This window comes from Rhizobium sp. SJZ105 (assembly GCF_007828365.1).
GTDB lineage: Bacteria > Pseudomonadota > Alphaproteobacteria > Rhizobiales > Rhizobiaceae > Agrobacterium > Agrobacterium tumefaciens.
On sequence record NZ_VIUP01000003.1, the window covers coordinates 344,587 to 359,824 of the forward strand.

Below are 15,238 nucleotides of genomic sequence, written 5' to 3' on the forward strand. Positions count from 1 at the left end.
GGCAAGTGATAAGGCTGCCTGGAATTCCAATTGCGTAGATGACAATGCTTAAAGTTCTCCAGTGCCTTACCGTCGATCATGACTTCCGATACACCACAGCAGCGGTCCTCGTCTGCATGCTGGGGAGCTTCGTCACGATGCGTCTTTTCTCGAGGGCGCGTCAGGCGAGGGGTTGGCAAAAGGTCAACTGGCTGTTTCTGGCTGGTGTCAATGGTGGGTCGGCGATATGGACCACCCATTTCGTGGCGATGCTGGGTTATGTCGCTGCCGGGGAGGTGGGTTACGATCCCTATCTGACCGGGCTTTCGCTTCTTATCGCCATTGCCACAACGACAACCGGCTTTGCCATTTCCGCCTATGGCGGACGCACGGCCCTGGTGGAAGCGGGTGGTGCGACAGTCGGTCTCGGTATTGCGGCCATGCATTATACCGGCATGGCTGCCTATCAGATTCAGGGCATGATTTTCTGGAACCAGACCTACGTCATCGCTTCGCTGGTCCTCGGGGCTGTATTCGGCGCGCTCGCGGTCAATCGCATCGCGCGCCCAGTCAACCGGTTTTGCCAATATAGCTCGGTTGCGTTCCTCATCCTGGCCATCGCCTCCATGCATTACACCGGCATGGCCTCGATGTTGTTCGAGTTCGATCCGCGCATCGTCATTTCGGAAAGTCTGCTGCCGCCCGCCATCATGGGTGGGGGCGCCATCGCCGTGACGCTTCTCCTGCTGGCGCTCGGGCTTTCCACCTATGTCATCGACGCCCAGTCCACCCAGCAGGCGGTCGCCCGCTATCGTCATCTTTCGCTCCACGATCCGCTGACGGGCATTCCGAACCGCGCGGCATTTATCGAACATCTCAACCGCCGCACGCGCCATCTCTCCATGGGCGCGCACACGGCGCTTTTGTCCATCGATCTCAACCGCTTCAAGGAAATCAACGACGTTCACGGCCATGCGGCGGGCGATGCCGTGCTGCGCGCCATTGCCGACCGCGCAAGTTCCGTTCTGAAAGCCGGGGAGTTTCTGGCGCGTATGGGCGGGGATGAATTCGTGGCGATGACCCATTCCTATTATACCCGCGCCGATGGTGCGGAATTCGCCCAGCGGCTGATCGAGCAGATCAGCAGGCCGGTCGAATGGAACGGGCAGACATTTTCGGTCGGCGCGAGTGTAGGCATATCGGTACGCAATACCGGCGCCATTGACGCCGACACGCTGATGGCGCAGGCCGATGTCGCCATGTATCGGGCAAAAGGCGGGAATTCCGACACGATCTGCTTTTACGACAAGTCCATGGATGAAGCCGCACGCGAACGCAACGCGCTTGCCGTGGCCATGCGCAGCGGTCTCGCCAACAGCGAGTTCGAGCTTTATTACCAGCAGCAGAATGATACCAAGAGCGGCAGCATCGTCGGCTTCGAGGCACTGTTGCGCTGGAAACATCCGGAACGCGGTATGATCTCGCCCGTCGAATTCATTCCGATCGCGGAGCAGACCGGCTTTATCGTCGAATTGGGCGAATGGGTTCTGCGCGAAGCCTGCGCGCAGGCGGCTCTCTGGAAAAAATCGCTTTCCATCGCCGTCAATGTCGCCCCGCAGCAGCTTGCGGACAATGATTTCCCCGAGAAGGTCGAGAAGATTCTTCGGGAGACGGCGCTTGCGCCTGAGAGGCTTGAGCTTGAAATCACCGAAGGCAGCATCATCGCCGACCACCGCCACGCGCTGATTACGATCCGCAAACTCAAGGCGCTCGGCGTCAAGATCGCCATGGACGATTACGGCACGGGCTATTCCTCCCTCTCGACCCTGCAGAGCTTTCCCTTCGACAAGATCAAGATCGACCGGGCCTTTATCGATGGCCTGTCGACCAATGTGCAGTCGGAGGCGATCGTTCGCTCCACGCTCATTCTGGCGCATAGCCTCAATATTCCGGTGCTTGCGGAAGGTGTCGAGACGAAGGCCCATATCGAGTTCCTTCGCCGCGAAGGCTGCCTGCAGGTGCAGGGCTTCTTCTTCGGCAGGCCCGGTCCCTTGACCTCCATCGCCAATCTCGTCGACGACACGTTCCTCTCGACGGAGGACGAGCCGGAGGTCACCACCACCGGCCAACGCTATTTCAAGGCGGTATGATATCAGGCGCAGTTCGCGGTTGCGCTGACGGATGCGGGTCGCAAAGTTTTTAGTTGAAACGTGAACGCTTCCAGCGCACCATTGCCGAAAAGCTTTGGGAGGAGCGAATGCCGACAGACATCGCCCATGCGGACCGCGTGTATGAAACAGCGCGCCAACGTTCCGCAGCCGCAAGTTCTCCGATTATCGCCTCATGGCGCCGTTGCATGGTCACGCACCGTCTTGCGCCGGAGGAAAACCGCAAGCCGATCTTTCTCACCGACGTCGAATTCCGCCGCGCACGCGAAAGTGCGGCGGGCCTGATTGCCGAAAGCACGGATGAACTCGACCGCATTTTTCACAGTGTCGGCAAATCCGGCTGCTGCCTGCTTTTGACCGACGCCCAGGGCGTCGCGCTGGAGCGCCGGGGTGCTGCCGGCGACGATCGCGATTTTCGGGCGCTCGGTCTCTGGTCCGGCGCCGTCTGGAGCGAAGCGAGCGTCGGAACCAACGGTATTGGAACGGCACTTGCCGACGAGCGTTCGGTGGTGGTCTATCGCGATCAGCATTTCTTCACGTCGAACACGGAACTGTGCTGCACCACGGCCCCGATCCGCGACCATACCGGCCGGGTGACGGGCGCTCTCGATATTTCCACATGCCGCGACGACATCAACGAAATGACGTTTTCTTTCGTCACGCAGGCGGTGCGGGATGCGGCCCAGCGTATCGAGGGCAATCTCTTCCGCCGGGCCTTTCCCGGCGCGCGCATCGTCGTGGTGCCTACGGGTTTCAGTCCGGCACTTTCGTTGCTTGCCGTCGATCAGGACGATCTCGTGCTTGGGGCGACGCGCGCGGCGCGCCTTGCGCTGAAGCTCGATGACCATCGCATTGCGCAGGGGCTGCCCGCCGCCGATGTGTTGCAGGAACAGCGTCACGACGGCGGTTCCGATCTTGAGGAGGCGGAACGTTCGGCTTTGCGCCGGGTTCTGTCGCGCACCAATGGCAATGTCACGCGGGCCGCGTCCCTGCTCGGCATCAGCCGCGCCACGCTTCATCGCAAGATGAAGAAATTCGACGTGCATTGAGGCTACCCGAGAGGATACCCGCTCAATTCAGCGGGATCGGAGCGGGTTTGTCGCAGATGTGAGACAATGTGCGCTGCGGAACCGCGCGGTGCCACTACCCGCCACGATCATCTAGGCCCACCTTCCTGTCATGCGGTCCGTCGCGGATCGTTTTCATCAGGGAGGATGAAATCATGAATATTCAGGTTCAGCACAAAGCTGGCGAAGCGCCCTTCAAGCTGAAATACGGAAATTTCATCGCCGGCAAATGGGTGGAGCCGAAATCCGGCCGCTACATGGACAATCTGTCGCCGGTAACGGGTCACAAGATTTGTGAGGTTCCGCGCTCCGATGCGGCCGATATCGAACTCGCACTGGATGCGGCCCACCAGGCGCGGGAGAAGTGGGGCAAGACGAGCGTTACCGAACGTTCCAACATCCTGCTCAAGATCGCCCAGCGCATTGAGGACAATCTGGATCTCATCGCACGGGCCGAAACCTGGGATAACGGCAAGCCGCTACGCGAGACCACCAATGCGGATATTCCGCTGACGATCGACCATTTCCGCTATTTCGCGGGCTGCATCCGCGCGCAGGAAGGCACGATCGGCGAAATCGACAATGACACGGTCGCTTATCATTTCCATGAGCCTCTCGGCGTCGTCGGCCAGATTATTCCGTGGAACTTCCCGATCCTTATGGCCGCATGGAAACTTGCACCGGCACTCGCCGCCGGCAACTGCGTGGTACTGAAGCCGGCGGAACAGACGCCTGCTTCTATTCTGGTGGTGATGGAGCTTATCGAAGACCTGCTGCCGCCGGGCGTGCTCAACATCGTCAACGGCACTGGTGTTGAAGCGGGCAAGCCGCTGGCGCAGAGCAAGCGCATCGCCAAGATCGCCTTCACCGGCTCCACCCCGGTCGGCAAGGAAATCATGCGTTATGCGGCCGACAATGTCACAAACATCACGCTGGAACTGGGCGGCAAGTCGCCGAACATCTTCTTTGCCGATGTGATGAATGAAGACGACGCCTTCCTTGACAAGGCGCTTGAAGGTTTCGCCTTCTTCGCGCTCAACCAGGGCGAAGTCTGCACATGCCCGTCGCGTGCGCTGGTGCATGAATCGATCTACGACCGCTTTATGGAAAAGGCGATCAAGCGCGTTCAGGCCATCAGCCAGGACGACCCGCTCAATCCGTCGACCATGCTGGGTGCGCAGGCCTCGCAGGAACAGTTCGACAAGATCATGCGCTATCTGGATATCGGCAAGAAGGAAGGCGCAAAGGTTCTGACCGGCGGTGACCGCAAAACGCTCACGGGCGATCTTAAGGACGGTTATTACATTCAGCCGACGGTCTTCGAAGGCAACAACAAGATGCGGGTTTTCCAGGAGGAAATCTTCGGTCCTGTCGTTTCGGTCACCACCTTCAAGACGGTGGAAGAAGCGCTCGAAATCGCCAATGACACGGTTTACGGCCTTGGCGCTGGCGTCTGGAGCCGCGATACCAATATCGCCTATCGCGCTGGCCGTGGCATCGAAGCGGGCCGCGTGTGGACCAATTGCTACCACGTCTATCCGGCCGGTGCCGCCTTTGGCGGTTACAAGCAGTCAGGCATTGGTCGCGAGACCCACAAGATGATGCTCGATCACTACCAGCAGACCAAGAACCTGCTCGTATCCTACAGCCCGAACAAGGTTGGCTTCTTCTGAGTTCCTCCCCGGAAGCCGGCGACGGATCGTCCTGATTTCCGGCCGCCGGCGAGTTCCCAGGGGCTTCGGTCCCTGGGAACCCGGATGAAGTTCAGCAAAATAAAAGGCCGGAGGTTTTGCCTCCGGCCTTTTTACTGCGGACTATGCCGCGTAACGCTGGTCGCGGTTTCGGGTGGCGCCTACGGAGAACTGGCCCACCTGTTCGGTCAGGCCATCAGCTTCGCTTGCGAGCGAGAAGGCCGCAGCCGTCGTTTCCTCCACCATCGCCGCGTTCTGCTGCGTCACATGGTCGAGTTCGTTGACGGAGGCGTTGATTTCGCCGAGGCGGCCGGATTGTTCGCGCGATGCTGTGGCGATTTCACCGATCTGATCGTTGACCGACTGGATGCGTTTCTGGATCTGCTCGAGGCTTTCTCCAGTTTTCAGCACCAGTGCCACGCCGCTTTCCACATCGCCCGCAGAGGTGGCGATGAGCGTCGTGATATCCCGTGCGGCGGCCGCCGATTTCTGCGCGAGTTCCCGCACTTCCTGTGCCACGACCGCAAAGCCCTTTCCGGCCTCACCGGCGCGGGCGGCCTCAACCCCGGCGTTCAGCGCCAGGAGATTGGTCTGGAAGGCGATCTGGTCGATGACGTCGATGATCTGGCGGATCTTGGACGACGACGTCTCGATACGCTCCATGGCGACGATTGCTTCTTTGACGACAGCGGTGGATTTATGGGCATCCTGCATGGTTTCCGCCGTCGTTCCGACTGCGACGTCGCAGCGGGAGAGGGAAACGTTGACGGCCTGCGTCATGTCTCCAAGTGCGGCGGCTGCTTCTTCGAGGGCGGCCGCCTGGCGTTCCGTGCGCCGCGACAGATCTTCCGATGCACTTTTCAGCTCGCCGGAGCCGGAGCGGATGGCATTGGCGCTTTCGCCGATGCTGGAGATCGTCGCATCCAGCCCCGCTATGGAGTTGTTGAAATCGACGCGCAGATGGTCGAGCGACGGCACGAAAGGTTTTTCAATGCGAAGATCGAGCCTGCCCGCAGCAAGATTGGCAAGGCCGGTCGCAAGCGCATCGACTGCTTCTTCCAGCTCCTTTGCACTTCTTGCCTTTTCCATCTCACGCTGGGCACGTTCCTCGTCCAGTTCCTCGCTTTTGCGATGGGACTCGGTTTCCATGCGCTGCTTGTCGAGAATGCCCTGGCGGAAGGATTCCAGGGCGCGCGCCATGGTTCCGATTTCGTCGCCACGGGAAACGGCCTTGATCTCAATATTATGGTCACCACCGTTCAGACGTTCCATCAACCCGGCAAGGCCGGTCAGCGGCTTGGTCAGGCTGGCGGAAACGAAAATGCCGATGAGTGTCATGACGGCAAGCACCGCAAGTGTTGCAAGCGTAGCCCAGAAGGCGAGATCATTGGCCGCTGCCAGCACCTTGCTCTCCTGCTGGCCGATGGCCAGAAGATGCTTCTGTCCGAAAACGGAGACCGGACGATAGGCGTAGAAGATGCTGCCCGCAGGGGTCTTCGCCATGACCGTTCCGGCTTCGCTGGCACCTGTAAGTGCCGCGAGGCTTTCGGAAACGGCGACACCAGCCCCACCGGAGAGCACGCCCGCGCGAAGTTTGCCTTCAGCGCTCAGAAGAACGGCGTCGTCGATGGACTTGCCGGTTTCCTCAGGTGTTACCACCGCACCGATACGGTCTGCGGAAATGCGCATGATGACGGCGCCCTTGCGCTGCAACTGACCCCAGTTCGAGACCGCGAGCGGCATGCCGATCAGGGCCGAGTCATTGGTGCCGCCATCGCTGAACCCAGTTGTGCTGATGACACCGTCCTTGCCGGCCTCGATGCGGTCGAACAATTCCTTGATCGTGCTGTTTTGCGGTTCCGTCACATTGGTCAGGAAGTTCTTGCCCTTGGTCACGGAATAGATAATGAGGCCTGCCTTGTCGATGACGTAGATGTCGCTGACCCGGGTGTTGCGCCAGACGCTGGCGATGGCCGCGTTGATCGTGGCGTGGCGAATGGCATAGAGCAGCCGCAAACCTTCACCGTTGAAGGAGGCGCGCTCCTCCTCGGATACGCCCTCGCGGCGGAATGCCTGAATGATCGCATCCTTTTCCGTCGGTACGACCGTGGTCATGGTTTCCAGCGCCTGAGCGATCGCAGCGTTCTGCGACAGCTCGGAAATGCTTTGTTCGACGCGCAGCGTATAGGCATCAAGCTGTTTGGACTGGTTTCCCGCAACCGTCTCGAGCCTGATCTTGCTGGCGTCGATCAGGCCGGACTTGCCCATTTCGTATGACAGCAGCCCAACGGCCAGGCACGAAACCAGCGTCGCGCCCGTGACGAGCGCTGCGAATTTGGCCTTGATTGACAATGATTTAGCTTTGACAGCAGTCGGATTTGCACCCGGCATCCTGTTTCCTCCCCCCAAAAGAACGTTGCGGTACCGTCGCAACAATTGTTTACGGTCGGGTTAAGCTTGGCGGGGAATTGTATGATTATTTCCCGCATACCGTGAAAAAATCCAAGGCCCTGGCCGGCCATTCTCCGTAATAAAACTGCAATGGAACGGGCGCATACCGTGCGAAGTTCAACGGCTGTTCATATTCATGCAAGCTTTTCGCGCTCCTGCTCTTGCCACTATCGACGATGTTTGCGGAACACCCGCGGATGGATATGACGGAGCCCCTTTGAGATCTATTCCGGATTTCGCGGTTATCGTACCCATGCACAATGAGGAAGCGAGCGTTGAAACGCTTGTCGCTGAGATCGTTGCTGCCTGCCAGCCGGTCGGTCCGTTCGAGATTATCGTGGTGGACGACGCATCTTCCGATCGCACGGCGGATGTGGCGCTTTCGCTTGCCGGGCGTTATCCGATGCTGCGGCTGGTGCGGCATGACCGGCAGGGCGGGCAATCGGCTGCGATCCATAGCGGTGTGCAGGCAGCGCGCGCGCCGGTTGTCTGTATGCTTGACGGAGACGGGCAGAACCCGCCGGACAATCTGCCGGCGCTTCTTGCGCCGCTTCTTGCCACGAACGCGCCGAGCCGGCTTGCGCTTGTGGCTGGGCAGCGCGTCGGCCGGCGCGATACGCTTGCAAAACGTCTTTCCTCCCGCTTCGCCAATGGCTTGCGGGCGCGGATATTGAAGGACGGCACGCGGGATACCGGCTGCGGCCTCAAGGCTTTCCGTCGCGACGCCTATCTCGCCTTGCCCTATTTCGATCACCACCACCGCTATTTTCCGGCGCTCTTCAATCGCGACGGCTGGCAGGTTGCCCATGTCGATGTCACGCACCGGGCGCGCCTTCATGGCAATTCCCATTACACCAATATCGGCCGCGCGCTTGTCGGCATCCACGACCTGATCGGCGTTGCCTGGCTGTTGCGGCGGCGCAAGCGGGCAAGTTGGGCCGAAACCTTCAAAACGGAGACATCGCCGTGAACGCACCGGCCTTATGGTCCATGCTGCATGTGAACAGCTGGAAGGAATTTCTCTGGGTCTGCACCGGCTTTATGGGCCAGATGCTGTTCACCATGCGTTTTCTGGTTCAATGGATTTCGTCGGAACGGGCGAACCGCTCGGTCATTCCGGTAGCCTTCTGGTATTTCTCCATCGTCGGCGGCCTTGTGCTGCTATTATACGCGATCTGGCGTCGCGATCCCGTTTTCATTCTGGGACAGGCCTCCGGCCTGTTCATTTATGCCCGAAATCTCTGGTTGATCCATGCAGAACGCCGCCAGCATGCATGAGGCCGCAGCTCTGCCTTACGCGCAGGCGAATGAGCAGCGCCAATGGATGACGTTTGCGCTTGCGGCAATCGTGCTCGTCACCGTGCTGCGCGTCCTCGGGCTTGCTTTGAACCGCACCGATCTTTTCGTTGATGAGGCGCAATATTGGCTGTGGGGCCGGGAGATGGCGTTCGGCGCCTATTCCAAGCCACCGCTGATCGGCTGGATCATTCGCGCCGCCACCACTCTGAGCGGCGGCGAGAGCACCTTCGACGTGCGGCTCGCCGCGCCGGTCATCCATGGCATAGCGGCCGCGGCGATCCTTGCGCTCGGGCGCATGATCTATGATGCGAAGCTCGCTTCGCTGGCTGCCGTCATCTATCTGACGCTGCCCGCCGTGACGCTCGGCAGTCTGCTGATCTCGACCGATACGCCGATGATGCTGTTCATCGTGCTGTCGATGATCTGCGTGCGCAAGCTCGCGGAAGCACGCGCTGCCGGTGTGTCCGCGACGCTCTGGAGCATTGCGCTCGGTCTAAGCTTCGGCCTCGGGCTGATGTCTAAATATGCGATGATCTATTTTCTGCCCTGCTTCATCGCTGCCGGCTGGCTGTGCGTGGGCTGGCGCATCCGTTGGCGTGACGCCGGTATTGCTGTAGTTGTCTGCGCCGCCGTCATCGCTCCCAATCTGTGGTGGAATGCTGCGCATGATTTCATGACCGCGCGCCACACGGCGGACAATGCCAACTGGCATGGCGTTAAGCTGAAAATTGGTCCGGCGCTCGAGTTCTTCTTCTCGCAGGCGGGTGTTGTCGGGCCGTTCGTCTTCATCGGCATGATCGTCGCGACGTTCAGGGCCAAAACCGCTGAAACCCGGGCGCTTGTCGCCCTTTCGGTGCCGATCGTGCTTCTGATCACGGCACAGGGACTGATGTCGCGGGCGCTCGCCAACTGGGCGGTGGGGGGTTATGCCGCGGGCGTGCTTCTGGCGGTGCCTGTCCTGGCATCCCGGCGCTGGCTTACCGTCTCCACCCTTGTGCTCGGCGGCATCGTTGCCATCGCACTGCCGTTGATGACGATTGCCGGAACGGAATTGCGCTTGCCGAATGGCGACCTGGCGATGAAGCGTTATCTCGGCAGCTCGGAGCTTGTGTCGACCGGCCTTTCAAGGGCGCGAGAGGCGGGGGCGGATGCAATCGTCGCTGCAGATCGCTCCATTCTGGCCGAGCTTTTTTATCAGCTGCGGGACGAAAAGCTGCTCATGCCGCGCGCTCTGCCTGAAACCGGCGTTCCTTCCAGCCACTACGCGCTTCTTTACCCGCTGAAAGCCGGAGAGGCGACAAATCCCGTCTATCTTGCGAGGGCGGACAGCCTGCCGGGCTGTCTCGATGGCCAGGCGCCGCTGTCGACCTGGGTTGCCGGGCCGGGCTCGTTCGAGGGCAAGGAAATCGGTCTCTGGCGTCTGCCGCCACAATGCATCCCGAGGGTTGCCGATGGACAATGATCTTTCGCATATGCGGATCACGATCTGGGTTACGTTCGCCACATTGGCGCTCGTCATCCTGTTCGCGACCTTCCCGTCCATCGACCTCGAGTTTTCTTCCCTGTTCTTCTCGCCCGAAGCGCGCCTGTGGGCTGGAAGCCTGCCGGTTCCGGAATGGTTTCGCGATACGTTGCGGGAGTTAACGGAACTGGCCGCACTTCTGGCCTTCATCGTTCTGGTCGGCAACATCAGGCTGGGGGCGCTGCAGCGCACGGGCTGGCGCGTCTGGGCCTTTCTCTGCGGGCCTGTGGTGCTCTGCGCCGGGCTTCTGGTAAACGGGGTGCTGAAGGCCAATATCGGCCGCGCCCGCCCGTTCAGCGTCAGCGATTTCGGTGGACATCAGCTTTTTACGCCGCCTTTCCAGTTCAGCACGCAATGTTATTCAAACTGTTCGTTTTCCTCCGGGGAAACGGCGCTCATAGCGAGCTTTTTCCTGCCGCTCTGCGCGCTTGTCTGGAACCGCCTGCAATGGGGCGGGCGTCTTTTCATGGGCAGCACTGCCGCCGGCGCTATCATCCTCATGTCCGGTCTGCGTATTGCAGCTGGCGGGCATTTTCTCAGCGATGTGGTGATGTCCGTGCTGTTTTCCGCACTGACGACGCTGTTCCTTTACCGGGCGCTGGCAATTGCCCGTCATCGTCATCTATTTACCGGCGATGCCGTTACGGCCGATGCCATCAGCCTTTGGCGCAATGGCAGCCATGCTGTTCGCACCCGCGCTCGGCGCTGGTGGCCGAAAATCAAGGCCGCCGCCACACGGCTGCAACGACCGCCGGATGCGGGCACGGCATCTTCCTGAGTGGTGCAGATGGAGTGCTGCGATCTCTGCGGATGCTGAGATAGCTGGCAAAATTGATAAGCTTTCTTCTCATCATGCCAAACTTTAACCAGCATCCAGCCACGGCGCGGACGCGCCGTAAGAAAGGGTCTCACGCGATCAAAGACTTGATCGCACTGGACCCCGGACTAAATCCGAGGTGACAGTATGCGGATGCAGTGATTTTGCAGATGTACGAGAGAAACGATTGCTTCAGTCGAACAGGCCGGAAACCGACTGTTCCTGCGCGGTGCGGTTGATCGCTTCGCCCAGAAGGCCCGCAGTGCTGATCACGCGGATATTGTGCGCGGACTGGACGCTGGTGGTCGGCTGGATGCTGTCGGTGATGACGAGTTCGCGCAGCTTCGATGAGGCCACGCGGGCAACGGCGCCGCCGGAAAGCACGCCGTGCGTGATATAGGCGGTGACGCTGGTTGCACCCTTTTTCAACAGCGCTTCGGCAGCATTGCAGAGCGTGCCGCCGGAATCGATGATATCGTCGATCAGGATGCAGTCCTTGCCGGATACGTCGCCGATGACGTTCATGACTTCGGATTCACCCGGACGGTCACGGCGTTTGTCGACGATGGCCAGCAGACAGTCCAGACGCTTCGACAGGGCACGGGCGCGCACCACACCGCCAACGTCAGGCGAAACGACCATGACGTTGTTGGTGTCGTAGTGGTCCTTGATATCGCGGGCCAGAATGGGCGCTGCGAAGAGGTTGTCGGTCGGAATATCGAAAAAGCCCTGGATCTGGCCGGCGTGAAGATCGAGCGTCAGAACGCGGTCGGCGCCTGCTTCGGTGATCAGGTTGGCGACGAGCTTGGCGGAAATCGGTGTGCGGGGGCCGGCTTTGCGATCCTGGCGGGCGTAACCGAAATAGGGAAGTACTGCCGTGATGCGTTTTGCCGAGGAGCGGCGCATGGCATCGATCATGATGAGCAGTTCCATCAGATGATCGTTTGCCGGAAACGAAGTGGACTGGACGAGAAAAACGTCCTCCCCGCGTACGTTTTCACTGATTTCTACGAAAATTTCCTGGTCAGCAAACCGCTTTACGGTGGCATTTCCCAAGGGAACGTTGAGATACTTGCAGATCGCTTCGGCAAGGTGCCGGTTCGAATTGCCTGCGAAAACCTTCATTGCGCCCGCCTGTTTCCATGCAATCGCCTTGCGCCACGGGAAAGTGTCTGCCGTAACCAAGCGTCGTTCAAGGGGAGGAACATCCGGCTGAAAAGCCTTTGCCGGATACGCCTTGTTGCCATGCGCGCCTTAATAGCGTTGTTGCTTCCGATTGCAAGAGGACTCCGTGCTTTCGCAATGATTTTCATGAAATCTCTGTGACTTCTCCCGCCGTTTCATCTCATCCCCTTTGAGACTGCTTCCATGACGAATACTCGTTGAGCGTTTTTGCGGCGATATCCTGCATGACCCTGTCGGTCGCGGCGGCCCAGGGATCGCTGCCTTTGGCTGCCACCGTTTCCTGCCCCTGCAGGCGATGGAGCCTGACACCATTGGCATCCAGAACGTCCCAGACGTAGATGATGTTGACCTTGCTGCCATCGGCGAAGGCGGAGAAATATCCCTTGAGGATGTTCTCTGCCGAATTGTCGTTGGAGGCGCGGATTGTCAGCCCCTTTGCCCGCGCCTCGGCGCCCAGTTGCCGCGAAAGCGGCGTGACGGCCTGAACGGGCGCGCCGATGATCGGCAGGAAGCGGATGGTGTTGCCGGAAGCAGCGGGGGCAAGTGCAGCCGTCTGCTGTGGAGGCGGCGGCTGGGTGCTGGCGGGTGACTGGCCTGCAGATTGTCCGGTAGACTGGGTCTGACCAAGAGGTTCGCCGTACTCATTGCCGTTGGAAAGCGCCTGTGCCTGCGCCTGCAGGGAGTTCTGCGGTGCGTAAGCGGGCACGGAAGAGGCGGTTGCCGGTGCGCCTGCGGGCGCGCGGTCGGCGGCGGCAGCCATCTGGTCGAGATCGCCCTGCGTCACCGGTGTCGATTGCGAGCTGTTGTGCCCGACATTCACCTGCGGCGTCAGCGCCTCCGTGGTGTTGCAGGCCGACAGGGTCAACGCCAGCGCCGGAATGGCGAGGACCGAAACGACAAACGTCTGGAAAGGGCGGGTAAACCCCGTCCGGCTCATGCGACGTTTCCTCTCATGTTCCGCTCCTTCTTGCCCAAGGTGGCGGCAATGTAGGGCCGGTTTTCCCGCTCTGTCAAACCCGGTGCAGATTTAAGCTGTGAGAAGATCGAGGCTATGGCGCGAGAGCGGTTCCGGCGCACCTTCCGTGGTAAGGTAGGTCTGGCCGAGGGTCATGGCGGTGCCGGAATCGGAATCCATCACGATCATGTGCACGAACAGGGTCATGTCGCTGGCGATTTCCTGAGAGTTGCCGGCATGGAACATCTGATGCTCCATCCATGACGGTGAGAAACGCGCGCCCAGCGAATAACCGCAGGAGTTCAGGCGATGGCGGGTCAGCCCCCGCTCGTCCATGACGCGGGCGTGCACGTCGAAGACATCGCCGAAGGTCTTGCCGGGCCGCAGCACTTCTTCGATGTCGGTGAGGTTTTGCAGGCAGGCGCTGTAAAGCTCCTTCTGGCGGAAGTCCTGTTCGCCGATCACCACCGTGCGCATCATGGCGGCGTGGTAGTGGGCGCTGACACCCGCCCATTCCAGCGTCAACTGATCCTTGTCATCGAGCCTGCGGCGCCCGGCCTTGTAACGGCACAGCAGCGCGTCCGCGCCGGAGCCGATGATGAATTCATTGGCGGGATAGTCACCGCCGCCGGCCAGAACCGCTCCCTGCATTGCCGAGAGGATCGCGGCTTCGTCCGCACCGGGCTTGATGAGTTCCAGTGCAGCGTCCAGAGCCTCGTCCGCAAGTCTGCCTGCCTTCCTCGCATAGGCGATCTCGGCTGGGCTCTTGATGAGCCGCAAGCTGCTGACCAGATAGGAGGCGTCGATCATCTGGCAGAAGCTGGCAAGCTGGTTGTCCAGCAGGCGGGCGACGCGCCCGGTCATGCCGTGGGTGTCGTATTCCACGCCGATCTTGGCGCCAAGGAGATCGAGATCGCTGAGGAGGTTCTTAAGATCGAGCGTCGGGTCGGCATTGGGCCGGTCGACCCAGACGAGAATATTTTCGATCGTCGAAGTATTCCGGGCCTGCCGCATATCCGCCGAACGGGTCAGAAGCATCATGGAGCCGTCCGACTTGACCACCAGCGTCTGGAAGAAGCAGTAGCCGAAGGTGTCATAGCCGGTAAGCCAGTACATGCTTTCCTGGGCGAAAAGCAGAATGGCGTCTAGCTTCTCTTCCGCCATCTTCGCAATCAGCCGTTCGCGGCGGGCATCGAATTCCGAGAGCTCGAAGTGCAGGGCCATTTAGTCCTCCAGAATTGCGATTGCGGAAATCTGCCGCCCGTAGTCGGGCTCGGCACGGTGGGTCGTGCGTCGGTAGGAATAGAAGCGTTCTTCATCAGGATAGGTGCATAGGCCGAGGTTTTCCGCTCTCACGCCCGCATTGACCAGCCGGTCTACTGTAAATTGCTTGAGGTCGAATAGCGCATGGCCGCCTTTGTCCGAAGCGGTGAAATAGGCCGCATAGGCGGGATCGAAATCGGTGAAGCGCGCCACATATTCAGGCCCGACCTCATAATTGGCCTGGCTGATGGAGGGGCCGAGGGAGGCGGAGATACGTTCGCGGCTGGCGCCCAGCTTCCTCATGGTCTCGATCGTGTTTTCGAGCACGCCGAACAATGCACCCTTCCAGCCGGCATGGGCGGCACCCACAACGCCCGCTTCAGCGTCCGCAAAAAGGATCGGGCCGCAATCGGCGCTCAGAACGCCGAGCACGAAACCCGGCGTCGCCGTCACCATCGCATCGGCCTGCGGGCGGCTGCCGTCATAGCTTTCATCGACCACAAGGACATCAGGAGAATGGACCTGATGCACGGTGGCGAGACGTTCCGGAGACAAGCCGAACCATTGCGTGACGCGCCGGCGGTTTTCCTGCACCAGTTCCGGCTCGTCATTCGAACCGAGGCCGACATTGAGGCCCTGATAAAGCCCCTCGGAGACACCGCCTTGCCGGGTGAAGAAACCGTGACGGACACGGTTTTCACTCAAGGCGGCAAGCAGGGGGCTCTGGATGGGGAGCGGCAGCGTTTCGTTCTGCATGGTGCGGGAGTTCCTTGGAGAATGTCGCTGTTGGCCAGTGGGATGCGTTAAGCGAGATGTTTCCTGTTGCCACGGCGTTGCGCGG

At 60.3% G+C, this 15,238-nt stretch carries 12 protein-coding genes; 7 read left to right on the forward strand and 5 right to left on the reverse strand.

The window, feature by feature from the left end; all coding sequences use genetic code 11:
• Positions 1-44 precede the first annotated feature (44 nt).
• The 3 genes from FB593_RS13750 to adh all read left to right on the forward strand — a co-directional run bounded on the left by FB593_RS13750 (position 45) and on the right by adh (position 4,887).
• Positions 45-2,129: a putative bifunctional diguanylate cyclase/phosphodiesterase gene (locus tag FB593_RS13750; RefSeq protein WP_026330768.1), complete on the forward strand. Its 2,085-nt coding sequence runs from the start codon at positions 45-47 to the stop codon at positions 2,127-2,129.
• A gap of 107 nt (positions 2,130-2,236) precedes the next feature.
• Positions 2,237-3,196, forward strand: coding sequence for a helix-turn-helix domain-containing protein (locus tag FB593_RS13755; RefSeq protein WP_145166682.1), 960 nt, complete (start codon positions 2,237-2,239; stop codon positions 3,194-3,196).
• A gap of 173 nt (positions 3,197-3,369) precedes the next feature.
• Positions 3,370-4,887 carry an aldehyde dehydrogenase gene (gene adh / locus FB593_RS13760; protein ID WP_145166683.1) on the forward strand — a complete coding sequence of 506 codons (1,518 nt, stop codon included), beginning with the start codon at positions 3,370-3,372 and terminating at the stop codon, positions 4,885-4,887.
• Positions 4,888-5,028: 141 nt separating this feature from the next.
• On the opposite strand, the gene FB593_RS13765 is transcribed toward adh, so the two are convergent.
• Positions 5,029-7,296, reverse strand: coding sequence for a methyl-accepting chemotaxis protein (locus FB593_RS13765; RefSeq protein ID WP_025594141.1), 2,268 nt, complete (start codon positions 7,294-7,296; stop codon positions 5,029-5,031).
• 190 nt (positions 7,297-7,486) lie between these two features.
• Here FB593_RS13765 and FB593_RS13770 point away from each other — a divergent pair, with 190 nt between their 5' ends.
• From FB593_RS13770 to FB593_RS13785, 4 genes are read left to right on the forward strand one after another with little or no spacing between them, the layout of a single operon-like run.
• Positions 7,487-8,326 (forward strand): glycosyltransferase family 2 protein, encoded by an 840-nt coding sequence (locus FB593_RS13770; protein ID WP_038491769.1) that lies wholly within the window; start codon positions 7,487-7,489, stop codon positions 8,324-8,326.
• Positions 8,327-8,346: 20 nt separating this feature from the next.
• On the forward strand, positions 8,347-8,634 hold the full coding sequence (locus FB593_RS13775; protein WP_019565216.1) for a lipid-A-disaccharide synthase N-terminal domain-containing protein: 288 nt from the start codon (positions 8,347-8,349) through the stop codon (positions 8,632-8,634).
• The gene (locus FB593_RS13780; protein WP_186447919.1) at positions 8,609-10,117 is read left to right on the forward strand and encodes an ArnT family glycosyltransferase; all 1,509 of its coding nucleotides are present in this window, start codon (positions 8,609-8,611) and stop codon (positions 10,115-10,117) included. Before FB593_RS13775 ends, FB593_RS13780 begins: the two co-directional genes overlap by 26 nt.
• Complete coding sequence (locus tag FB593_RS13785; RefSeq protein ID WP_003513468.1) at positions 10,107-10,955, forward strand: phosphatase PAP2 family protein; 849 nt, start codon at positions 10,107-10,109, stop codon at positions 10,953-10,955. The genes FB593_RS13780 and FB593_RS13785 overlap by 11 nt, the downstream gene beginning before the upstream one ends.
• Before the next feature lie 231 nt (positions 10,956-11,186).
• Here FB593_RS13785 and FB593_RS13790 read toward each other — a convergent pair whose 3' ends face one another.
• The 4 genes from FB593_RS13790 to pgeF form a co-directional block, all read right to left on the reverse strand.
• Positions 11,187-12,119 (reverse strand): ribose-phosphate pyrophosphokinase, encoded by a 933-nt coding sequence (locus FB593_RS13790; protein WP_003513466.1) that lies wholly within the window; start codon positions 12,117-12,119, stop codon positions 11,187-11,189.
• A 220-nt stretch (positions 12,120-12,339) separates the two neighbouring features.
• Positions 12,340-13,116 carry a hypothetical protein gene (locus FB593_RS13795; RefSeq protein WP_145166684.1) on the reverse strand — a complete coding sequence of 259 codons (777 nt, stop codon included), beginning with the start codon at positions 13,114-13,116 and terminating at the stop codon, positions 12,340-12,342.
• 90 nt (positions 13,117-13,206) lie between these two features.
• Complete coding sequence (locus FB593_RS13800) at positions 13,207-14,358, reverse strand: M24 family metallopeptidase (RefSeq protein ID WP_025594132.1); 1,152 nt, start codon at positions 14,356-14,358, stop codon at positions 13,207-13,209.
• Positions 14,359-15,153: a peptidoglycan editing factor PgeF gene (gene pgeF, locus FB593_RS13805; protein WP_019565220.1), complete on the reverse strand. Its 795-nt coding sequence runs from the start codon at positions 15,151-15,153 to the stop codon at positions 14,359-14,361.
• Positions 15,154-15,238 lie beyond the last annotated feature (85 nt).

Bases quoted from the DNA above. Each gene is read 5' to 3' on its own strand.
- FB593_RS13795 (WP_145166684.1), bottom strand. From the start codon at position 13,116: ATGAGCCGGACGGGGTTTACCCGCCCTTTCCAGACGTTTGTCGTTTCG.
- FB593_RS13750 (WP_026330768.1), top strand. From the start codon at position 45: ATGCTTAAAGTTCTCCAGTGCCTTACCGTCGATCATGACTTCCGATAC.
- FB593_RS13790 (WP_003513466.1), bottom strand. From the start codon at position 12,119: ATGAAGGTTTTCGCAGGCAATTCGAACCGGCACCTTGCCGAAGCGATC.
- pgeF (WP_019565220.1), bottom strand. From the start codon at position 15,153: ATGCAGAACGAAACGCTGCCGCTCCCCATCCAGAGCCCCCTGCTTGCC.
- FB593_RS13775 (WP_019565216.1), top strand. From the start codon at position 8,347: ATGCTGCATGTGAACAGCTGGAAGGAATTTCTCTGGGTCTGCACCGGC.
- FB593_RS13780 (WP_186447919.1), top strand. From the start codon at position 8,609: ATGCAGAACGCCGCCAGCATGCATGAGGCCGCAGCTCTGCCTTACGCG.
- FB593_RS13765 (WP_025594141.1), bottom strand. From the start codon at position 7,296: ATGCCGGGTGCAAATCCGACTGCTGTCAAAGCTAAATCATTGTCAATC.
- FB593_RS13800 (WP_025594132.1), bottom strand. From the start codon at position 14,358: ATGGCCCTGCACTTCGAGCTCTCGGAATTCGATGCCCGCCGCGAACGG.
- FB593_RS13755 (WP_145166682.1), top strand. From the start codon at position 2,237: ATGCCGACAGACATCGCCCATGCGGACCGCGTGTATGAAACAGCGCGC.
- adh (WP_145166683.1), top strand. From the start codon at position 3,370: ATGAATATTCAGGTTCAGCACAAAGCTGGCGAAGCGCCCTTCAAGCTG.
- FB593_RS13785 (WP_003513468.1), top strand. From the start codon at position 10,107: ATGGACAATGATCTTTCGCATATGCGGATCACGATCTGGGTTACGTTC.